This is a genomic window from Streptomyces sp. NPDC060000 (assembly GCF_042737375.1).
GTDB lineage: Bacteria > Actinomycetota > Actinomycetes > Streptomycetales > Streptomycetaceae > Streptomyces.
Window position 1 is genome coordinate 77,670 of record NZ_JBHWUU010000007.1, and the last position, 21,924, is coordinate 99,593.

The following is a 21,924-nucleotide window of genomic DNA, read 5'->3' on the forward strand; positions in this document are numbered from 1 at the left end:
ACCTCAGGTCTTTCAGGGCGCGGGCCGCAGCGGCAGGAACACCGGTACCCCTTCCCGGAACGCGACCTCCAGCTCAAGTCCCGCCCGCAGCCCCGCCCGGGACTGCGCACGGGACTCCGCACGCTGTCCTGTCCGCGACTCCACCCGCGGCTCCCCCTCCCCCTCCCCCTCCTCTTCCGCCACCCCCACGATCTCCGTCGACATCCGCGGTCCCTCCGCCAGGTCGACCACCGCCGCGACGTACGGCGTCCGCTCCCCGAAGGGTGGCAGGTCGTTGCGGTGGACGACGGACCAGGTGTAGAGCGTGGCCCGGCCGCTCGCGTCCTCCCAGGTCACGTCCTCGCTCCAGCAGTACGGGCAGAACTCCCGGGGGTAGTGGTGGGCCCGCGCGCAGGCCCCGCAACGCCGGATCAGCAGCCTGCCCCCGGCGGCCGCGTCCCAGTACGCGCGCGTGAAGGCGTCGGCCTCGGGGATGTCGAAACGGTTGCCCTGTTCCATGGATCTGACGGTACGTCAGGTACCCGGTCCGGGGAACCCCACGCATTCCCCCTGAGAGAAACCTGTGCTCCGCCGGTGAAGCTGTGCGTCGCCCGTGAATGTCCCGCAGATTGTTGACGATTTTGTCGGCCGCGGCCTACGTTCACAACCGCAAGCCCGGACAGCGCGCACAGTCACCACCCCATCGGTCACATCCCACCCGGTTCCTGGAGAGGCAGCATCGTGAAGCACAGGGCAGTCAAGCGCAGGTCGGTCGTCTTGGGGCTCGGCGCCACGGCGGGTGCCGCGGCAGTGGGCGGCATCGCCCTGAACGCGCAGGCGTCCAGCGGCACGTCGACGTCCTCGTCCTCGGCCGCCGGTTCCCTGGCCTTCGACCCGGACGCCTACACGACGCTCACCACGACCGTCACGGACACCGCAGGCGCCGAGCACTCCGTGACGTACCACTTCTGGAAGGCGATCACCTACGTCGCCAAGCCGGTGGACGCCACCTACCAGTCGCTGATCGTCAGCGTGCCGGTGGAGATCGACGGCACCGCCGTGGACGCCACCGACGCACCGATCCTGTTCGCCAACTCCGTCGGCGGGTACATGCCGTCCTCCGTGGCGGACGCCACCGGGGTCGGCGCGGGCGGCATGGGCGGCGGGATGGGCGGCGGCGCGCCGAGCGGAGCGCCCTCCGCCGACGCGTCGGCCTCCGCGTCGGCGTCCGCCTCGGCTCCCGGCGCCAACGGGAACACCAACGCCACCGGCGGGGCCCTGTCCTCCAACCAGCTGCTGGCCCTGGCCGCCGGTTACGTCGTCGTCGAGCCCGGCGCCCGCGGCCGTACGCTCAAGAACTCGGCCGGCGAGTACTACGGCGTGGCTCCCGCCGCGATCGTCGACCTCAAGGCCGCCGTGCGGTACGTACGGGCGAACAAGGGCCGCATCCCCGGCAACACCGACCGGATCGTGTCCGCCGGCACCAGCGCGGGCGGCGCGCTCTCCTCGCTGCTCGGCGCGTCCGGCGACAGCCCGCTCTACGACAAGTACCTCAAGGAGCTCGGCGCGGCCGACGCCTCCGACGCGATCTTCGCGACCGGCGCCTGGTGCCCGATCACCGACCTGGAGCACGCCGACGGCTCCTACGAGTGGAACTGGGGCACCAACGCCCTCAGCACCGGCGCGCAGGTAGACCAGGCGGTGTCGAAGACGCTCCGGTCTCAGTTCGCCGAGTACCAGGCCGGACTGAAGCTCAGGGGCCTCGGCGGCTTCGGCACGCTGAACGCGCGCAACTACGACGAGTACCTGGTCAAGCAGTATCTGGAGCCGTCGGCCACCACCTACCTCACGGCCCTCTCGGACGCCGACCGAGCGACCTACCTCGCCGCCAACACCTTCATCACCTGGAAGAACGGCAGGGCCACCTTCTCCTGGGCGGACTTCCTCACCCATGTCGGCGCCCGCAAGAAGAACACCCCCGCCTTCGACGCCTTCGACCTGTCGGCGGGCGAGAACAACCTGTTCGGCAGGGGCACGGTCATCTCCCGCCACTTCACGGCGTACAGCCTGAAGAACGACACCACCGGGCTCACCGCCAAGCGCCTCGACAGCGACATCCCGGAGACGCTGCGGCTGATGAACCCGATGTACTTCCTGGCCGACAAGCCCAACGCGAGCCGCAGCAAGCACTGGTGGATCCGGCTCGGCACGAAGGACTCCGACACCTCGCTGACCGTTTCGGCCAACATCGCCGCCGCCGCGAACGGCCTCGGCGACGATGTCGACCACCTCTACTACTGGGACCAGGGCCACGGCGCCAACACCGACCCGGGTGACTTCATCACGTGGATCGCCAAGGTGACGGGCCACCGGGCGAAGGCCGGTACCAAGGTCAAGAAGTAGGGGTCCGCGTGCCTCCCGGCCCGTCCGGGAGGCATCCTGGACACGGCGACGTCAGTTTCCCGTCATAGTCACCGACGCCGTCCGCACGCGACGCCCGGCCCGAGCGCACCTGGGCCGGGCGTCGCACCTTTTCCCCACAACCAAGTGGCCTACGTCACCGGTCCCACCCGTACTTCCCCCACGCGTGATCGATCCGCAACCAATTCCGGTCTTGACCGAGACCCATCAACGGTCCGCGTGATTACGCTCGCGCTCATGGAAGACTCCGCACCGCGCCCGGCCCCCCAGGCGATCACCACCGCGAACCCGGCCGACCGCCCCGTCTACGTCATCGGCGGCGGCCCCGGCGGCCTCGCCACCGCGTACGCGCTGCGTAGCCAGGGCATACGGGCCGTCGTCGTGGAGAAGGCCGACGGGGTCGGGGCGTCCTGGCGGCGCCACTACGACCGGCTGCATCTGCACACCACCCGGCGCCTTTCGGCCCTGCCCGGGCTTGCGATACCGCGCCGGTTCGGGCGGTGGGTGGCGCGTGACGACATGGTGCGTTACCTCGAGAAGTACGCCGAGGTCCATGAGCTGGAGATCGTCACCGGCGTCGGGGTCTCCCGCGTCGAACGCACCCCGGACGGCACCGGCTGGCTGCTGCACGCCACCGGAGGGCGTGAGCTCGTCGGCTCGGCGGTGATCGTCGCCACCGGCTACAACCACACCCCGCACCTGCCGGAGTGGCCCGGCCGGGAGACGTACACGGGCGACCTGGCGCATGCCGCCGACTACCGCAGCGGCAAGGAGTACGCCGGCCGCGACGTCCTCGTCGTCGGCGTCGGCAACACCGGCGCGGAGATCGCCGTCGACCTGGCGGAGAGCGGAGCGGCCCGGGTGCGGCTGTCCGTGCGCACCGCCCCGCACATCGTGCGCCGCTCGACGGCCGGGTGGGCCGCGCAGTACACGGCCGTGCTCGTACGGCGGCTGCCGGTCCGCCTCGTGGACCGGCTCGCGCGCGCGATGGCCAAGCTCAGCGTGCCGGACCTGTCCGCACACGGCCTGCCCCGCCCCGACAGCGGCCTCTACTCCCGCGTCAGGCAGGGCGCCATCCCGGTGCAGGACGTGGGCCTGATCGACGCCGTGCGCAAGGGCCGGGTGGAGATCGTGGCCGCCGTGACGGGTTTCGAGGACGACGGGAAGGTCGTCCTCGCCGACGGCTCCCGGATCTCCCCGGACGCCGTCGTCGCCGCCACCGGGTACGTACGCGCCCTGGAGGACCTGGTCGGTCACCTCGGAGTGCTCGACGACCGCGGCAGACCCGCCGCGCACGGCGCCCGCGCCCCGAAGGACGCCCCCGGCCTGTACTTCACCGGCTTCACCACCCCCATCAGCGGCACGCTCCGCGAGCTGGCGATCGACGCGGAAAAGATCGCGAAGGCCGTACGCCGCCGGCTGCGGCAGTCGACCGGCGGCAGCCGGCCCCGGTAGTCGGCCCCGGTAGTCGGCCCCGGTAGTCGACGGATAGGCAACTCCCTTAATCCAGCTGCTCGTTACACCTGTGTCGGATGTAACGAGAGCGTTGTCCCGCGCCCTCCTGCGGAGCCAGAATGTGAGCCCTGTTCATCTTTTGGCTCCACCCGCTCTCGCTCCCGAAGCTCGACGGAGGACGCACGTGGCAAGTGAAAGACAGCACTCCCCAGGCATGTCCCGCCGTGCCCTGCTCGGCCGCACCGCCGCCGCGGCCGCCGGCGCCACCGCCCTGACCGCGACCGCCGCCGGTACGGCCGCCGCGGCCACCACCCGGGACGTGGACGTCGCGATCGTCGGCGGCGGACTCGCCGGCCTCACCGCGGCCCGCGACCTCGTGGCGGCCGGCCGGACGGTCACCGTCCTGGAGGCCCGCGGCCGGGTCGGCGGCCGGGTCGTCAACCTGCCCCTGTCGGGCGGCGGGGTCACCGAGGGCGGCGGCGAGTTCATCGGCCCCACCCAGGACCGCATCAAAGCGCTCGCCGACTCCCTGGGCGTGGCCACCTTCGCCACCTACAACACCGGCAAGAACCTCCTCTACAAGGACGGCAAGAAGACGCCGTACGCCACCGACGGCCTCCTCGGCTCGGTCCCGCCCGTCGATGTGGCCGGCCTCGCCAACGCCGCGATCGTGCAGGCCTCGCTGGACGACATGGCCAAGCAGGTGCCGGTCGACGCGCCGTGGACCGCGGCCAAGGCCGCCGAGTGGGACAAGCAGACCTTCGAGAGCTGGCTGAACGCCAACGCGGTAATCCCGTCGGCGAAGTTCCTCCTCGACGTGGCCTGCACCTCGGTCTTCTCGGCCGAGCCCCGCGAACTCTCGCTCCTGTTCGTCCTCTTCTACATCGCCGCCGCCGGCAACGAGTCGACCCCCGGCACCCTGGAACGCCTCACCGAGACCGCGAACGGCGCCCAGGAACAGCGCTTCGTCGGCGGCTCCCAGCTGGTGCCGGTCAGACTCGCCGCCACGCTCGGCGACCGGGTGGTGCTGAACGCCCCGGTGCGCACGATCGCCCGGTCCGGCGGCAAGTACGTCGTCACCGCCGACGGCATCACCGTGACCGCGAAGCGGGTCGTCGTCGCCGTACCCCCGCCGCTCGCCGCCCGCATCACGTACGACCCGCTGCTGCCCGCCGCCCGGGACCAGCTCACCCAGCGCCTGCCGATGGCCTCGGTCGGCAAGGCCATCGCCGTCTACGACACCCCGTTCTGGCGGACCGACGGCCTCAACGGCCAGGTCGTCAGCGACACCGGGGTGGTCAGCTCCACTTTCGACAACTCCCCGCCCGACGCCTCGTACGGCGCGCTGATGGGCTTCATCGAGGCCGACGAGGCGCGGAAGCTGGACGCGGCGAGCGAGGCGGAGGTCAGGGCGGCCGTGCTGAAGGACTACGTGACGTACTTCGGCGAGAAAGCCGCCTCCCCTTCCTCCTTCGTCCTGCAACGCTGGAACAACGAGGCCTACACCCGCGGCGGCCCCGTCTCGATCGCCGCGCCGGGTGTCCTGACGCAGTACGGCCCGGCCCTGCGCGAGCCGGTCGGCGGGATCCACTGGGCGGGGACGGAGACGTCCGTCCACTGGATGGGCTTCATGGACGGTGCCGTGCGGTCGGGCGAGCGGGTGGCGAAGGAGGTACTGGCGGTGCTGTAGTCACCGACCGGACCGCGCGCCGCCGGCTCCTCGTCCGCTCCTTTCTGTGTGCACGACCATTCCTGACGCTCCGTCAGGTATGTAACCTGACAGAGCGTCAGTTACTCGACAGTCACCCACGGCAGTCACACAGGAGCGGGCGGACCGATGCTTGGATCAACCCACGGCACCCTCACCACCGACTCCCGCCGGGCCCGGGTCATCGCGTGCGGCGAGCACCCCGGGCCCGCCGTCCACGGCCGGCCGGCCGACGCGGACGACCTCGACGTCAGCGGCCGTCCGCTCTACGCGGACGTCCCCGACCTGGACCGGTTCTTCCGGCCCGGGTCGGTCGCGGTCATCGGCGCCTCGGACGCCGAAGGACGCCCGAACACCGGTGTCACCCGGCAACTGGTGGACTGGGCCGAGCGGGTGGGGGCACGGCTGCACCCCGTGCACCCCACCCGCGAGACGGTCTTCGGCCTGCCCTGCTCGCCGTCCGTGGCCGACCTGCCCGAACAGGTCGACCTGGCCGTCCTGCTGGTGGCGGACCCGCTGCCCGTCATCGAGCAACTCGCTGAGACGAAGGTGAAGTTCGCCGTCGTCTTCGCGTCCGGATTCGCGGAGACGGGCGAGGAGGGCGCGGCCGCGCAGGCCCGTCTCGCGACGGCGGTGGCCCGGTCGGGCATCCGTCTCCTCGGCCCCAACACCAACCTCAACGCCTTCGAGCGGTTCCGGGACGATCTCACCGGCCCGGCGATCGCGCTGATCACCCAGTCCGGCCATCAGGGCCGCCCGGTCTTCGCCCTCCAGGAACTCGGCATCCGTCTCTCCCACTGGGCGCCGACCGGCAACGAGGCCGACCTGGAGACCTCCGACTTCCTCTCCTACTTCGCCGAGCGCCCCGAGGTCGGCGCGATCGCCTGCTACGTGGAGGGGCTGAAGGACGGCCGGTCCTTCCTCCTCGCCGCCGACCGGGCCGCCCGGCGCGGGGTGCCGGTGGTCGCGGTCAAGGTGGGCCGCACCGAGACCGGCGCCCGCACCGCCGCCTCCCACACCGGCAAGCTGACCGGCGCGGACGAGGTCGTCGACGCGGCGATGCGCCAGTACGGCGTGATCCGCGTGGACGGGCTCGACGAACTCCAGGACACCGCCACCCTGCTGGCCCGGGCACGGCCGCCGCAGGCCGAGGGGGTCGTCGTCTACTCGATCTCGGGCGGCACCGGCGCCCACGCGGCCGACCTGGCGACGGCGGCGGGCCTCACCCTGCCGACCCTGTCGGCCGCCAAGCAGGCCGAGCTGCACCAGTGGATCCCCGAGTACCTGAACGTGGCCAACCCGGTCGACAACGGCGGCCACCCGGTCGGGGACTGGCGCGGCCGGAAGATCATCGACGCGATCCTCGACGATCCGGCCGTCGGCGTCCTGATCTGTCCGATCACGGGCCCCTTCCCCCCGCTGAGCGACCGTCTGGTCCAGGACCTGGTGGACGCGGCGGAACGGACGGACAAGCTGGTGTGCGTGATCTGGGGCTCGCCGGTGGGCACCGAACCGGCGTACCGCGAGGTCCTCCTGGGCTCCTCCCGGGTGGCCACGTTCCGCACCCTCGCCAACTGCGTGACGGCCGTCCGCGCCCACCTCGGGCACCACCGTTTCGTACGCGGCTACCACTCCCCCTTCGACGAGGCCCCGCGCACCCAGTCGCCGTCCTACCGCAAGGCGCAGCTGCTGATGCAGCCGGGCCGGCAGCTGAGCGAGCACGCCGGGAAGCAGCTGCTGCGGGCGTACGGCATCCGGGTCCCGCGCGAGCAGCTGGTGACCAGCGCGGCGGCGGCGGTGCGGGCGGCGGGGCTGGTCGGCTACCCGGTGGTGATGAAGGCGTCCGGCGCGCAGATCGCCCACAAGACCGAACTGGGCCTGGTGAAGATCGGCCTGACCTCGGCGAGCCAGGTGCGCGACGCCTACCGCGAGCTGACCGACATCGCCCGCTACGAGGGCGTCTCGCTGGACGGCGTCCTGGTGTGCCAGATGGTCGAGCGGGGCGTGGAGATGGTGGTCGGCGTGACCCATGACGACCTGTTCGGCCCGACGGTGACGGTGGGCCTCGGCGGGGTCCTGGTGGAGGTCCTGCGCGACGCCGCCGTGCGGGTGCCGCCCTTCGGCGAGGACCAGGCCCGCGACATGCTGGCCGAACTGCGCGGAAGGGCGCTGCTGGACGGCGTCCGGGGCCGTCCTCCGGCCGATGTGGAGGCACTCGTCGAGGTCGTCCTGCGCGTGCAGCGGATGGCCCTGGAGCTGGGGGACGACCTCGCCGAGCTCGACATCAACCCGCTGGTCGTCCTGCCGTGGGGGCAGGGCGCGGTGGCGCTGGACGCGCTGGCGGTGTGCCGGTGAGGATCACTTCGCGGAACGGGGCATGACCGTGGCCGAGCCGTCCGAGCCGTCCGAGCCGTCGATACGTCACCGGACCGAGCACCAGGTCACCCACCTCACCCTCAACCGCCCGGAGGCTCTCAACGCCCTCACCCCCGGGCAGCGCGACCACCTGATCGCCCTGCTCGCCGAGGCCTCTGCCGACCCGGACGTACGGGCGGTGCTCCTCACCGGCACCGGCCGCGGCTTCTGCGCGGGAGCGGACCTGCGGGGCGGCTCCGCGTCCGGTGAGCGGGTGGCCGGCGATGTGGCCCGCACCCTGCGGCTGGGCGCCCAGCGGCTCGTCGCGGCCGTCCTCGACTGCGAGAAGCCGGTGATCGCCGCGGTGAACGGCACGGCGGCCGGCCTGGGCGCGCATCTCGCGCTCGCCTGCGATCTGGTCCTGGCCGCCGAGTCGGCCCGGTTCATCGAGGTGTTCGTCCGCCGGGGCCTCGTCCCGGACGGCGGCGGCGCCCATCTCCTTCCCCGGCTGATCGGTCCGCAGCGCGCGAAGGAGCTGATGTTCTTCGGTGACGCGCTCTGCGCGGCGGACGCCGAACGCCTAGGCCTGGTCAACCGGGTGGTTCCGGACGAGGAACTGGACAGGACGGCCCGCGAGTGGGCGGCACGCCTGGCCGCCGGCCCCACCCGCGCCCTGTCCCTCACCAAGCAGCTGATCAACTCCTCACTCGACACCGACCGCGCCACCGCCTTCGCCGCCGAGGCCGCCGCCCAGGAGATCAACATGACGACGGCGGACGCGAGGGAGGGCGTGGCGAGTTTCGTGGAGCGACGCGAACCGAGGTTCAGGGGCCGGTGAAGGAGTCCCGGCCCTTCCTATCTGACAGCCCGTCAGTTTCAATGGACCGCATGATGGGACATGCGGGAATGGCGGCCGCTGCCGTCCGCTACCTCCGGGCGGACCGCCCGGTCGAGGTGCTGCCACGCCCCGAACTGCGCTGCGTCCGGGAGGACGAACGGGCGCCGGTCGACCAGGACGAGTTCCGGCGCGTGCTGGGCAGCTTCGCGTCGGGCGTGACGGTCGTCACGGCGGCCGCGGCAGAGGGCGAGGACGCGGGCGTCGGCCCCGCCGGGTTCGCCTGCCAGTCCTTCTCCTCCCTCTCCCTCGACCCGCCCCTCGTCGCCTTCATGGTCGGCCGCACGTCCACCAGCTGGCCGCGCATCGCCCGCGCGGGCACCTTCTGCGTCAACGTGCTGAGCGCGGACCAGGGCCCGTTGTGCCGCGCCTTCGCGGCGAGCGGCACGGACAGGTTCGCGGGCGTCGCCCACGACGCGTCCCCGGTCTCGGGCGCGCCCCGCCTCACCGGCACCCTCGCCTGGATCGACTGCACGATCCACGCGGTCCACACGGGCGGCGACCACCTCATCGTGGTGGGCCGGGTGAACGCCCTGGGGACGGGCGAGGGCGCGGACGGACCGCCCCTGCTGTTCCACAGGGGCCGGTTCCTCTGATCCCCGGCAGCACTCGCCGCTCATTTCACGTAGTCGACGATCTGCATCATGCCCTCGTCGCCGTGCTGGAGCTGGTGGCAGTGCAGCATCGAGCGGCCGGTGAAGTCCTTCGCGCGCAACCGGAAGGTGACCGAACCGTGCGGCGGGACGGCGACGGTGTCGTGCCAGACCGGCGTGGCCAGCTTCCGGTTGTCGACGGCGGTCAGGAGGAAGTGGTTGGTGTGCAGGTGGAAGGGGTGATGGCTGTGGTTGTGGGAGTCGTTGACGACCGTCCACTCCTCGACCTCGCCCAGCCGGACGCGCTGGTTGACGAAGTCGGCGGAGAGGCGGCCCCAGGCGAGATCGGCACGGCCGGCCCGGGGGTCGGCGGGCGGCGTCTCACCGTCGCCCAGGATCCGGTAGGCGTTCGGGAAAGCGCCTGAGAAGACGTTCTCGTAGCTGCGGAAGGTCAGCATCCGGGTGCGGGTCGGCTCGGGCAGTCGGGTGGGCCGGCCGGGCAGGGCGGCCGGCAGCGACATCGAGCGGGCGGCGCCGGTGACGACGAGCGTCAGCAGGTGCTGGGAGGGCCCCCCGCCGGTCAGCTTGTAGGTGCCGGGCCTGCCGCCGCGGACCAGCAGGTCCACCCGTCCGCCCATGGGCAGCGTCACCCCGGTGGTGGCGACGGGTTTCATGAAGGTGATGCCGTCACAGGCGATCTGGTGCATCTCCTGCCCGCCCAGGCTCAGGAAGTGAGCGGTGAGGGCTCCGGCGTTGACGATCCGCCAGCGCTGGATCTCCCCCGGGGCGATCGTCAGAACGGGGTTCTTCGCCCCGTTGACCAGGAAGGTCGAGACGATGTCGTCGTAGACGCCGTGCGAGGTCAGATCCGGCACCCGTCCGCCGGACAGCTTGAGTTCGCTGACGCAGACGACGACCTCCTTGGCGGCGGCGATCTCGGGGACCTCGTCCACGTCCCCCTCGACGACGAGCACGCCCGCCATCCCGCTCAGCAGCTGGGTCGCGGTGGATCCGTGCAGGTGGGGGTGGTACCAGAACGTCCCCGCCGGATGATCCGCCGGGACGTCGACGATGCTGCGGTGGGTGGTCGTGCTCCCCGGCCTGGCGGCGGGTTCGAAGGCACGGAAGACGTTGTCCCCCTCGCCCGAGGGGTCCACGTGCAGGCCGTGGGTGTGCAGGTTGAAGGTGTTGAAGTGATGCGGGACGTTCATGTCCTGATGCGTCGCCTGCGTCGCCTCGGCGTTCGGCGGCAGCGCGTTGACCTGCGTGATCTTCAGGGAGTCCCCGGGGTGCACCCGTAGCGTCGGCCCCGGGACCGTCCCTTCGTAGGTGCGCGTGGACACACGGCCGACACCGGCGATGTCCAGCTCGGTGAACCGGACGGTCAGTTCGGTTTCCAGCCGCCCCGTGTCGGGCGAGGCGCTGCGCGTTTCCGGCTGTGGAAAGGAGGGGCGGGTGTCGGTCGTCCGCGCCATCGCGGGCGGACCCGCCGCGCCCGTGGTCACGACCGCCCCGGCAGCGAAGGGCAGGCTCTTCAGTACGCCACGACGGGACAGAGCTGTCATGAGGCGCCTCCACAGGCAGCAGACGGCAGGGCAACGACCGGAGCACCTCACATTACGGAAGGTAGTCACCTAATACGTGGAGTAGTCACCGGCGGGTTGCGCGACCCGGCGCCCGCCTTCACACCGTCGCCGTACGGGGACCGCCGGCGCCCGCCTTCACACCGTCGCCGGTACGGGGACCGCCGGCCTCCGCCGGATCACCAGCGCCATCAGCGCCGCCGCGGCGCACAGCGCCCCCGACGCGTACCAGACCATGTCGTACGAGCCGAACGTGTCCCGCGCCATGCCGCCCCCGAACGCCACCAGGGCCGCGCCGACCTGGTGGGAGGCCAGCACCCAGCCGAAGACGATGGCGCTGTCCTCGCCGTACTGCTCGCGGCACAGGGCCAGCGTGGGCGGGACGGTGGCGACCCAGTCGAGGCCGTAGAAGACGATGAAGAAGATCATCGGAGGGTGCACGGAAGGCGCCAGCAGCATCGGCAGGAACAGCAGCGACACACCCCTCAGCGCGTAGTACACCGCGAGCAGCCGGCGCGGCTCGAAACGGTCGGTGAACCAGCCGGAGGCGATCGTGCCGACCACGTCGAAGACCCCGACGACGGCGAGCAGCGAGGCCGCCGCCGTGACCGGCATGCCGTGGTCGTGGGCGGCCGGCACGAAGTGGGTCTGGACCAGGCCGTTCGTCGAGGCGCCGCAGATCGCGAAGGTGCCGGCCAGCAGCCAGAACGGGCCCGTGCGGACCGCCGAGAAGAGGACCCGCAGGGTGCGGCGGGCGGCGCCCTGCACCGGGGGCGGCTTCGGGACGAACTCCGCCGCGCCGTACGGCTTCTGGCCCACGTCGGCCGGATGGTCACGCAGCAGCAGCCATACGAAGGGGACGACGGCGAGCGCGGCCAGCGCGACCGTCACCGCCGCCGGGCGCCAGTCGTACCGCGTGACCATCCACGACAGCAGCGGCAGGAAGATCAGCTGGCCGGAGGCGGAGGCCGCGGTCAGGATGCCGCTGACCAGTCCCCGGCGCTCGGTGAACCAGCGGTTGGTGACCGTCGCGGCGAAGGCGAGCGCCATCGAGCCCGAACCGAGGCCCACCAGCAGGCCCCAGTACAGCAGCAGCTGCCAGGCCGTCGTCATCCACACCGTGAGGAGCGAGCCGACCGAGATCACGGTCAGGGCCACCGCGACCACCCGGCGGATGCCGAAACGGTCCATCAGTGCCGCCGCGAACGGGGCGGTGAGGCCGTACAACGCCAGGTTGACCGAGACCGCCGCGCCGATCGTGCCGCGCGACCAGCCGAACTCCTGGTGCAGCGGGTCGATGAGCAGCCCGGGAAGCGATCGGAAGGCCGCCGCGCCGATGATCGTGACGAAGGTGACGGCGGCGACGAACCAGGCGCGGTGGACCCGGCCACGGCGGCGGTCGCGGCCCTGGCCGGAAGCGGGCAGCTGCCCCTCGGCGGATGCCGGAGTTTCGGTTGTCTGGGTCACGTCATCGAGCTTCCGATACCGGATCCCAGGGGACGAGTGGCCCGAGGGACAGCATTCGCTAGGATCGGGCCATGAGCACCCGGCGGACCACGGCAATCGAGCAGACCTCGAACACCGGGCGAGCCACGGACACCGAACGGGCGACGGGCACCGGCCGGGCCACGGACGCGGAGCAGGCCACGGGAATCGAGCGGGCTACCAGCACCGGGCGGGTCAGGAGCGCCGGGCAGGTCAGGAGCGCCGGCCGGGCCACGAGCACCGGGCAAGCCACGAACGCCGGGCGAGGCACGGAAGTCGAGCGAGCCGCCGAAGTCGAGCAGGCCGCAGACGCCGAGCGAGCCACAGAAGTCGAGCAGGCCACGGACGCCGAGCAGGCCGCCGAACGGGTCTCGCGCACCGGGCGCGACTTCCGGCCCCATCGTGTCGTCGTCCTCGCCCTCGACGGTCTGCTCCCCTTCGAGCTGGGCATCCCGCACCGCATCTTCGGCCGTCCCAAGGACGCCGGGGGCCGGCACCTGTACGAGGTCGTCACCTGCTCGATCCGGCCGCCGGGTCCGGTCGAGACCGACGCCGACTTCGCCATCACCGTCACGAACGGCCCCGAGGCCCTGGCCGGCGCCGACACCGTGATCGTCCCGGCCTCCTACGAGCTCGGCCCGGTCTTCGAGGAGGGCGTCCTGACGCCCGACCTGGCCGCCGCGCTCGCCCACATCCGGCCCGGCACCCGGCTCGCCTCCATCTGCACCGGCGTGTACGTCCTGGCCGCCGCGGGCTTCCTCGACGGCCGCCCCGCGACCACACACTGGGCCGACGCCGACCGCCTCCAGCGGCTCTTCCCGGACATCGACGTCGACCCGGACGTCCTCTTCATCGACGACGGCGACGTGCTCACCTCCGCGGGCGTCGCCGCCGGGATCGACCTGTGCCTGCACATCGTGCGCCGCGACCACGGCACCGCCGTCGCCAACGAGGTCGCCCGCCGTACGGTCGTACCGCCGCACCGCGACGGCGGCCAGGCGCAGTACATCGAGCGCCCCGTGCCCGACCCGCAGCAGGCGACCACGACCGCCGCCCGCGCATGGGCGCTCGGCCGTCTCCACGAGTCGATCCAGCTGCGGGACATGGCCGAGCAGGAGGCCATGTCGGTACGGACGTTCACGCGCCGCTTCCGCGAGGAGGTCGGCATCAGCCCCGGCCAGTGGCTCACCCAGCAGCGGGTCGAGCGGGCCAGGCACCTGCTGGAGTCCAGCGACCGGTCCGTCGACCGGATCGCCAGGGACGCCGGTTTCGGCACCGCCCAGTCGATGCGCCAGCACCTACAGGCGGCCCTCGGGGTCACTCCCACCGCGTACCGCCGCACCTTCCGGACCGGGAGCGGTGCTCCGGGAGCCGACGGGAGCCGGGGGCACGGCGTCGCCGCCGCTCTGCGATGACCTCCCGGCGATGCGCACCTCTCCCCACCAGCCGACCGCCGTGAGGACGAGGGTCAGCCCCACGCCTGCCAGCATCGCCGTCGACGGCGCGACCACCTTCAGCAGGGCACCCGCGAGGGAGCCGGCCGCCGCGTAACCGGCGCCCGCGGCCGCGTACATGACGGAGTACCCGGCGGCGAGGACATGCGGCGGGAGCGCCTCGCGCAGGGACAGGTTGCGGGTGAGCATCGCGGCGGACTGGAGGGTGCCACCCACGACCAGTGCCGCCGCTGTCGCCGCCGCGCCAGGTGTCAGTGCGGCGAGCGTCACACAGACCGACGTCCCCGCCATCAGCACCACACTGCGGGTGCGCAGCCGTCCTGGCCAGGCCCGGAGGCCGTAGGCGAACGCGCCGAGCCCGCCGCCCACCGCCATCCCGGTCAGCAGCGGGCCGGACCAGCCGACGCCGATGCCCCGCTGTTCGAGCAGGGCCGGCAGGACGAGTTCGGAGAGCCCGAGCAGGGTGAGACTGGCCGCACCCGTGACGTACACGGGCCAGATGGCGGCCAGGACCCGCAGCGACGACACGCCCGCGCGACCCCCACCGCCCTGATCACCGGGGTCACCCGCGCGGCCCCCACCGTCCTGGTCCCCCGGGTCAGCCGCGCCGCCCGGGTCACCCGCGCCGCCCGCGCCCCAGGCGGCCGGGAGCAATCGCAGGCCCACGACCGACGAGGCCATCAGTGCGGCCGCGAGGAGCAGCGGGACGCGCGGCGCGACGCCGAGGGCGAGGCCGGCGACCGCCGCCGGGGCGACGGCCCACACCCCGGCCGTCAGCATCGACTCGACGGACAGTGCCTGCGCCGCGGCCCGTTCCGGCACCAGCGCGGTGAGCAGCGTGCGCAGACCACCGGTGGCGGCGGCCGGGGCGGCACCGGCCACGACCGCGAACCCGCCGAGGACCACCGGGTGGGCGTCCGGGAAGGCCCCCGGGCCCGCGAATCCGACGGCCCCGGCCGCCAGCCCGACGGCCAGGTGGGCGCGGGCCCGCTCGGGCCGCAGCCGCATCCCGAGGACGGGAGCCCCCACGATCTCGCCGATGACGTACGCCGCCGCGAGGACCGCGCCCAGCGAGTAGCCGCCCGGGCGCTCGCGCACCAGGAACACCAGCGCCAGTGGCGCCATGGCGACCGGCATACGCGCGCCGACGGCGGTGCAGGCCCAGATCAGGACCTGCCTGGAGGCGACATCGCGGTAGGTCATGACGGGACCGTAGGGGACGGCACCGGCACCGCCCCACGGGTTTTCCCGTCAGAAGGTGAGCACCGCCCGCGCCACCCGCCCCGCCTCCGCGTCCCCAACCGCCTTCTCGAAGTCCTCCACCGGGTAGGTCTGCGTGACGAGTTCGTCGAGCAGCAGCCGGCCCTCGCGGTACAGGTCGGCGTACAGCGCGATGTCCCGCTGGGGGCGCGAGGCGCCGTAACGGCAGCCCAGGATCGACTTGTCCAGGAACAGGGAGGAGACGAGGAAGGACGCCTCGGCGGTCGCGGGCGGCACCCCGAGAAGCACGGCCTGACCGTGCCGGTCGAGCAGGTCGACGGCCGTCCGGATCAGCTCGACCCGCCCCACGCACTCGAAGACGTGGTCCGCGCCCCTCGGCAGGACCTCCCGCACCCCGTCCGCCGAGGTCAGGAAGTCCGTCGCGCCGAACCGCCGGGCCACCGCCTCCTTCGCCGGGTTCGCGTCCACCGCGACGATCCGCAGCGCGCCCGCGATCCGCGCGCCCTGGAGCACGTTCAGCCCTATCCCGCCCGCCCCGATGACGACGACGCTCTCCCCGTGCCCCACGCGCGCGCGGTTGAGCACGGCCCCGACACCGGTCAGCACCCCGCACCCGATCAGCGCGGCGGAGGTCAGCGGAATGTCCTTGGGGATGCGGACCGCCTGAACGGCCTTCACCACCGTGCGCTCGGCGAAGGCGGAGTTGGCCGCGAACTGGTACACCGGGCTCCCCGCGCGCGTGAACGGCTTTTGGGGGCGTCCGATGGCCTGCCGGCACATCGTCGGCCGGCCGCGGTCGCACTCCGCGCAGGCGCCGCAGTTGGCGAGCGTGGACAGCGCCACATGATCCCCCGGCACGACATGGCCGACCCCCGCGCCGACCGCCTCGACGACCCCCGCGCCCTCGTGCCCGAGGACGACGGGCGCCGGGAAGGGAATCGTCCCGTCGACGACCGAGAGGTCGCTGTGGCACAGCCCGGCCGCCGAGATCGCGACGAGCACCTCCCCCGGCCCCGGATCGCGGACGGCCAGATCGTCGACGACCTCGGCCCGCTTCCCGTCGAACACCACACCTCGCATCGCGTCCCCTCCGTCCCGTCCGCTATCCCTTGGGCTGCCTGGGCAGGCCGAGCACCCGCTCGGCGATGATCGTGCGCTGGATCTGGTCCGAGCCGCCGTAGATGGTGTCGGCCCGGGAGAACAGGAACAGGTGCTGTGCGTCGTCGAGTTGGTACGGCGAGGACGGCGACCAGTCGGCGGGGCCGACGCTCGCCGCCGCCCCCCGCACCTGCACCGCCACCTCCCCGAGCCGCTGGTGCCAGCCCGCCCAGAGCAGCTTGGCCACGCTGGGCGCCCCCGGCCCGCCGGAGCCCCCCAGCGTCCGCAGCGCGTTCCACCGCATGGTGCGCAGCTCGGCCCACAGCCGCACCAGGCGCTCGCGTACGACGGGGTCGTCGGCCGCCCCCGTCCGTACGGCCGTACCGACGACCCGCTCCAACTCCTGTGCGAAGCCGATCTGCTGGGCGAGCATCGACACCCCGCGTTCGAAGCCGAGGAGGCTCATCGCGACCCGCCAGCCGTCACCCTGGGCGCCGACGACGTGCTCCACGCGCGCGTGCGCCCCGTCGAAGAACACCTCGTTGAATTCGCTCGTGCCGGTCAGCTGCCGGATGGGGCGGACCTCGATCCGTCCCGGCTGGTCCATCGGGACGAGAAGGAACGTCAGCCCGTGGTGCCGCCTCGACTCCGGGTCGGTGCGGGCCAGCACGAAACACCAGTCGGCCTCATGGGCGAGGGAGGTCCAGATCTTCTGCCCGGTGATCCGGTACGACCGTCCGTCGGCGGCGGGTTCGGCCCTCGTACGGATGCCGGCGAGGTCGGATCCCGCGCCGGGTTCGCTGTACCCCTGGCACCACAGTTCGGCCCCGGCGGCGATCGGCGGCAGAAAGCGCGCCTTCTGCTCCGCCGTGCCGTGCGCGAGGAGCGTGGGCGCGAGCAGGTTCTCCCCGATGTGCCCGGACCGCGCCGGGGCCCCCGACCGGGCGTACTCCTCGGCCCAGGCGACCTGCTGGGCAAGACTCCCGGTCCGGTTCCCGAACCCGCCCTCCGCCCACCCGATCCCGATCCACCCGGCGGCTCCGAGGACGCCTTCCCAGGCGCGGCGATCGGAAGCCTGCGGGGCGTGCTCGGCAAGCCAGTTCCGAGCCTCGGCCCGGAACTCCTCGTCCAGGGGACTTGCTCCGAAATCCACGGCACCGCCTCACGTCGGGGGCAAGCTGCCCGACTGAAGGGGCGCGGGGAACTGCGCGACCAGCCACAGACGACCCGCACCCGAAAGACCACAGGAAGCACGCTCAGGTGTTGGGCCGGCTCTTCTCCCGCGCGGCCCGCTCCATCTCCTCCAACCGCGCCAGCATCGGCATCGGATCAATCCCCACGGTCCCCGGCACCAACTCCGCGATGGTTTCCGGCGTCCAACCGCCGGAGGCATAGGCCGAACGCAGTTCATGCGGCTGCGCCCACACCGCGATCTTCGGCCCCGCGACGGTGTACACCTGCCCGGTGACCCCCGCGTCCCGCGCACGGTCCGAGAGCAGGTACACCACGAACGCGGCCACGTCCTCGGGTTCACCGATCTCCGCCAGCTCCATGGGCACGCCCGCGGACATCCGCGTACGGGCCACGGGGGCCACCGCGTTCGCGGTCACCCCGTACTTGTGCAGGCCCAGCGCGGCGCTCCGCACGAGCGAGATGATCCCGCCCTTGGCGGCGCTGTAGTTGGCCTGCGAGACGGAGCCCTGGTGGTTGCCGCTGGTGAAGCCGATCAGCGTGCCGGAGCGCTGCCCGCGCATCACCGCCGACGCCGCCCGGAACACCGTGAACGTGCCCTTGAGGTGGGTGGCGACGACCGGGTCCCACTCCTCCTCGGACATGTTGAACAGCATCCGTTCACGCAGGATCCCGGCCACGCACACGACCCCGTCGAGCCGCCCGTACGACGCGAGCGCGGTGTCGACGACCCGCTGCCCGCCGGCCATCGTCGAGATGTCGTCGGCGACGGCGACCGCCTCGCCGCCCGCCGCCTCGATCTCCTTGACGACACCCTGGGCGACCTCGCTGGTGGGTGAGGCGCCGTCCACCGAGACGCCGTGGTCGTTGACGACGACCCGCGCGCCCTCGGCCGCCGCCGCGAGCGCGACGGCCCGCCCGATGCCTCGTCCCGCGCCCGTGACGGCGACGACCTTGCCGGTCAGGAAGTTCCCCATGCCCGGCCCCCTCCCGCAGTTTCTGACGGACCGTTAGATTTGAGATTCGAGGTCTACATTGACCCGTCCGCCGGTCGGGGACAAGCCCCGGGGAGGCACGGAATGACACTGCCGGTCGAGTTCCACGACATCGCGAAGCGCGTCAACAACTGGGGGCGTTGGGGGGCCGACGACGAGATCGGCACGCTGAACCTCGTCACCGACGACGTCGTCCGCGCGGCCGTCGCCGAGGTCCGCACGGGCCGCCGCGTCCCGCTCGCCCTGCCGCTGCGGGAGGACGGCGTGCAGACCGGGCTGATCCCGGGGCGGGTCAACCCGCTGCACGCCATGGTGCAGATCAACCAGGAGATCTTCGGCCCGGGCACGGTGGCGTGCAGCGACGACGCCGTGACGATGGGCCTCCAGGCCGGCACCCACTGGGACGCGCTGACCCATGTCTCGCACTCGGGGAAGCTCTACAACGGCCGGCCGGCGGGCACCGTCACCGCGCACGGCGGCGCCGAGTTCAGCGGCATCGACAAGGCCCGGCACGTCGTCTCGCGCGGGGTGCTCCTGGACGTGGCACGCGCGCGTGGCGTCGACCGGCTGGACGGCGGGCACGCGGTCACTCCGGAGGATTTGGAGGCGGCCGAGGAGCTGGCCGGTACCCGGGTGCGCGCCGGCGACATCGTGCTCGTACGCACCGGCCAGGTCCAGGTCTACCTGGCCGGCGACAAGCAGGGGTACGGCTATCCGTCGCCGGGACTGTCCATCCGCACGCCGGAGTGGTTCCACGCGCGCGATGTGGCGGCGGTCGCCAACGACACCCTCACGTTCGAGATCTTCCCGCCCGAGATCGACGATCTGTGGCTGCCCGTGCACGCGCTCGACCTCGTGGAGATGGGGATGCTCCAAGGCCAGAACTGGAATCTCGAAAAGTTGTCCACAGCCTGTGGACAACTGGGCCGCTACGCGTTCCTGCTGTCGGCGATGCCCGAGCCGTTCGTCGGCGGGACGGGGACTCCGGTGGCTCCCGTGGCGGTGCTGTAGGAGCCGGCGCCCCTCACGTCGGCTGGCGGCGCGCGGCCGCCCGCCCCGAGCACGGCACCGCGCACCGCCATCCGACTCCGGCGCGTCCTCCCCCACCCCGCCTTCGCTCGAGCGGGAGGGACCCCCACCGACTCCCCTCGGCCCTGAGGGAACCGGCGCCGAATCGCGACCCACACTCGACGAGGGCCTCCGTCACCGAAACCCTCGTCGTCCCCTCGCGGCGAATCGCTGACCACAAGCGTGATCAAACGGACACGTCGCGTCAACACCCGAACGGAGATTTATTACTTACGTCCCCTTTGTGATGGGCGCGCACGGGAGCACAGACGGGCGCACCGATGCCGGTCCCGGACGGAAATGACAGCGCTTTCTGCGCCTGTGCACCGCGATCCGCGAGGCGTTCCGCGCCCGTGCGCCCCTCACCCGCCGCCCGCGTCCGCCGCCCACACCACCGCACACCCGACGATTCCCGCACGGCCGAAGGCTCCTGACGGCTGCCCACCCGCAGCTCGTCCGCCCCTCACACGGCCTCGTACGCGAGCCCTCCGTAGGCCGGCTCGGCCGGCCGGGGCTCCACCGGGACCGCAGCCCTGCGTTCCTCCACAGCCCGGCGCTCCGCCGCGCCCCCATCGTCCACCTCGGCCGCACCCGCTCCCGTACAGCGGTCCAGTTCGCACCAGATGCGCTTGCCCGCACCCTCGACGCTCCAGCCCCAGCGGTCCGCCAGGCCGTCGACGAGGGCCAGACCACGGCCGCCGGTCGCCTCGTTCCCCGCGCAACGGGGCACGGGGGCCCGGCCGCTGGTGTCGGCCACCTCCAGGCGGACCGTGGACGGCTCGGCCGCCCCGCCCGGCAGGGAGAGCCGCAGCACGGCCGGACAGCCGGTGTGCACGACGGCGTTGGTGACCAGTTCGGAGACGAGCAGGATGAGCGTCTCGGCGAGCGGCTCCTCGTCCCCTATCCCGGACCCGGCGAGGCGCGAACGGGCCCACCTCCGGGCTCGCCCCACCTCAGCGGGGTCGGGCCGGATCTCCAGCTGCACTTGAAGCACCTGCACCGCTCACACCATCCGAACCGGCGGACACATGGCCGTGCGCCACGCGAGCCACGCGAGCCGCGTGTGCACCATGACGACGGGGGCCACGATCGTAGCCATTTTCTGCATGGCCAGAACAACAGCCAGAGGCAGGGTGACGGAACGTGAATCCCTTACGAGACAGCTTGGTTGACGTACAGTCACCTCAACAAGCGCTTCGGGCATATTCCAGCGCGAAGGAGTACCCGTGCGGCATACTGTGCGACGCTCTTCGCGGGGAGTCGAACAGGCGGGCGCCAGAAGCCCGTCCGCCCTGCGAGTGGCGGCGCGCACCGCCGGATCCGGCACCGCCCCAGGGGCACCGCCGGCATGGCTCATGCTCGGAACCACTCGCATCCCACAGAAGGTACCGGAGAGGCCCGCCGACTCCAGGCCGTGACGGGTCACGCATCGGACACAACCCGATATCAACGCTGCGTGATTCCGGTCTGCCACGATCCGCGACACGCGCACGGCGGCCCGCCCCGGGCTCCGTTCGTCACCGCAGGCGGGAGCATCAGCGACCCGCTCCGGACAGCAGGTCGGCCGCGAGCAGCTCCTCACTCTCGGTACCGCCCCCCGCACGGCGGGTGCGCACCCAGGCCCGTTTCAGCAGCAGATGCACGTCCGCCTCCCAGGTGAAGCCCATGCCGCCGTGCACCTGGAGGCAGTCGCGCGCGCCGCGTACGGCGGCCTCGTCGGCGAGGAGCCGGGCGGCCGCGATGTCGGCGGGGTGGGCGGTGACGGCGGCCGCGTAGACCGCCGCGCGGGCCACCTCGACCCGCACCAGCGACTCCGCGCACAGGTGCTTGACCGCCTGGAAGGCGCCGATCGGCTGCCCGAACTGCTCGCGTGCCCGGGCGTGTTGCACGGCCGTCTCGCACGCGCGCGTGGCCGTCCCGAGCTGCTCGGCGGCGGTGAGGAGCACGGCGACCGGGTCGGCGGCCACCGAGGCTCCCAGGACGCGGTGCAGCGGCGTCAGCGGGTCCACCGACCGCAGCGGCACGGCCCCGTCGGCCCCGCCGCACACGACGTCGGCCTGCGCCAGCCACTCCACAAGACCGCCGCCGTCCACGGCCGCGACGACCGTCTCCCCGTCGGCCGCGCCGGGCACGCGTCCCGCCGCGAGGTGGGTGGCCACCAGCGGCCCCGGCAGCAGGACCCGGCCCGCCTCCTCGAACGCCAACACCGTCTCGGGCAGACCGAGTCCGACCCCGCCGTCCGCCTCGGGCAGCCGCAGCGCGAAGAACCCGGCCGCCCCCAGCTCCCGCCACAGCGTCCGGTCCAGTCGTCCCGGCCGGTCCACGGCGGCCCGCAGCGCCGCGCGGTCGAAGCGGCGCGCCAGCAGTCCCCGTACGCCGTCCCGCAGTGCCCGTTGATCGTCCGTCAGTCGGAAACGCATGGC

General features: G+C 72.6%; 17 protein-coding genes. 8 read left to right on the plus strand and 9 right to left on the minus strand.

Going from position 1 to position 21,924, the window contains the following annotated elements; translation table 11 throughout:
- Positions 1-12: 12 nt before the first annotated feature.
- Positions 13-498 (minus strand): Zn-ribbon domain-containing OB-fold protein, encoded by a 486-nt coding sequence (locus tag ACFWBB_RS06280; RefSeq protein WP_385267646.1) that lies wholly within the window; start codon positions 496-498, stop codon positions 13-15.
- A 222-nt stretch (positions 499-720) separates the two neighbouring features.
- Between ACFWBB_RS06280 and ACFWBB_RS06285 the strand changes: the two genes are divergently transcribed.
- The 6 genes from ACFWBB_RS06285 (at position 721) to ACFWBB_RS06310 (ending at position 9,409) form a co-directional block, all read left to right on the plus strand.
- A complete protein-coding gene (locus ACFWBB_RS06285; protein ID WP_385267648.1) occupies positions 721-2,382 on the plus strand; it encodes a subtype B tannase in 1,662 nt (553 codons plus the stop codon).
- Between the two features lie 255 nt (positions 2,383-2,637).
- Entirely contained in the window at positions 2,638-3,855 is a 1,218-nt protein-coding gene (locus ACFWBB_RS06290) for a flavin-containing monooxygenase (RefSeq protein WP_385267650.1), read from the plus strand.
- 214 nt (positions 3,856-4,069) lie between these two features.
- Positions 4,070-5,545 carry a flavin monoamine oxidase family protein gene (locus tag ACFWBB_RS06295; protein WP_385267652.1) on the plus strand — a complete coding sequence of 492 codons (1,476 nt, stop codon included), beginning with the start codon at positions 4,070-4,072 and terminating at the stop codon, positions 5,543-5,545.
- Positions 5,546-5,692: 147 nt separating this feature from the next.
- A complete protein-coding gene (locus tag ACFWBB_RS06300; protein ID WP_385267654.1) occupies positions 5,693-7,918 on the plus strand; it encodes an acetate--CoA ligase family protein in 2,226 nt (741 codons plus the stop codon).
- A 22-nt stretch (positions 7,919-7,940) separates the two neighbouring features.
- On the plus strand, positions 7,941-8,756 hold the full coding sequence (locus tag ACFWBB_RS06305) for an enoyl-CoA hydratase/isomerase family protein (RefSeq protein ID WP_385267656.1): 816 nt from the start codon (positions 7,941-7,943) through the stop codon (positions 8,754-8,756).
- 53 nt (positions 8,757-8,809) lie between these two features.
- Positions 8,810-9,409 (plus strand): flavin reductase family protein, encoded by a 600-nt coding sequence (locus ACFWBB_RS06310; protein WP_385267787.1) that lies wholly within the window; start codon positions 8,810-8,812, stop codon positions 9,407-9,409.
- A 20-nt stretch (positions 9,410-9,429) separates the two neighbouring features.
- Here the strand turns inward: ACFWBB_RS06310 and ACFWBB_RS06315 are convergent, their stop codons facing one another.
- Both ACFWBB_RS06315 and ACFWBB_RS06320 read right to left on the minus strand, forming a co-directional pair.
- Positions 9,430-10,971, minus strand: a complete 1,542-nt coding sequence (locus ACFWBB_RS06315; protein ID WP_385267658.1) for a multicopper oxidase family protein — start codon at positions 10,969-10,971, stop codon at positions 9,430-9,432.
- A gap of 156 nt (positions 10,972-11,127) precedes the next feature.
- Positions 11,128-12,456 (minus strand): MFS transporter, encoded by a 1,329-nt coding sequence (locus ACFWBB_RS06320; protein WP_385267660.1) that lies wholly within the window; start codon positions 12,454-12,456, stop codon positions 11,128-11,130.
- Between the two features lie 446 nt (positions 12,457-12,902).
- Here ACFWBB_RS06320 and ACFWBB_RS06325 point away from each other — a divergent pair, with 446 nt between their 5' ends.
- Positions 12,903-13,889: a GlxA family transcriptional regulator gene (locus tag ACFWBB_RS06325; RefSeq protein ID WP_385267789.1), complete on the plus strand. Its 987-nt coding sequence runs from the start codon at positions 12,903-12,905 to the stop codon at positions 13,887-13,889.
- Here ACFWBB_RS06325 and ACFWBB_RS06330 read toward each other — a convergent pair.
- The 4 genes from ACFWBB_RS06330 to ACFWBB_RS06345 form a co-directional block, all read right to left on the minus strand.
- Positions 13,773-15,131, minus strand: coding sequence for an MFS transporter (locus tag ACFWBB_RS06330; protein WP_385267662.1), 1,359 nt, complete (start codon positions 15,129-15,131; stop codon positions 13,773-13,775). The genes ACFWBB_RS06325 and ACFWBB_RS06330 overlap by 117 nt on opposite strands.
- 48 nt (positions 15,132-15,179) lie before the next feature.
- The gene (locus tag ACFWBB_RS06335) at positions 15,180-16,229 is read right to left on the minus strand and encodes a Zn-dependent alcohol dehydrogenase (RefSeq protein WP_385267664.1); all 1,050 of its coding nucleotides are present in this window, start codon (positions 16,227-16,229) and stop codon (positions 15,180-15,182) included.
- Between the two features lie 22 nt (positions 16,230-16,251).
- A complete protein-coding gene (locus ACFWBB_RS06340) occupies positions 16,252-17,400 on the minus strand; it encodes an acyl-CoA dehydrogenase family protein (RefSeq protein WP_385267666.1) in 1,149 nt (382 codons plus the stop codon).
- Positions 17,401-17,503: 103 nt separating this feature from the next.
- On the minus strand, positions 17,504-18,415 hold the full coding sequence (locus tag ACFWBB_RS06345; protein ID WP_385267668.1) for an SDR family oxidoreductase: 912 nt from the start codon (positions 18,413-18,415) through the stop codon (positions 17,504-17,506).
- A 102-nt stretch (positions 18,416-18,517) separates the two neighbouring features.
- Between ACFWBB_RS06345 and ACFWBB_RS06350 the strand changes: the two genes are divergently transcribed.
- Positions 18,518-19,444: a cyclase family protein gene (locus ACFWBB_RS06350; protein ID WP_385267670.1), complete on the plus strand. Its 927-nt coding sequence runs from the start codon at positions 18,518-18,520 to the stop codon at positions 19,442-19,444.
- A gap of 520 nt (positions 19,445-19,964) precedes the next feature.
- On the opposite strand, the gene ACFWBB_RS06355 is transcribed toward ACFWBB_RS06350, so the two are convergent.
- A complete protein-coding gene (locus tag ACFWBB_RS06355; protein ID WP_385267791.1) occupies positions 19,965-20,486 on the minus strand; it encodes an ATP-binding protein in 522 nt (173 codons plus the stop codon).
- 550 nt (positions 20,487-21,036) lie between these two features.
- Positions 21,037-21,921: an acyl-CoA dehydrogenase family protein gene (locus ACFWBB_RS06360; protein WP_385267672.1), complete on the minus strand. Its 885-nt coding sequence runs from the start codon at positions 21,919-21,921 to the stop codon at positions 21,037-21,039.
- Between the last annotated feature and the right edge of the window lie 3 nt (positions 21,922-21,924).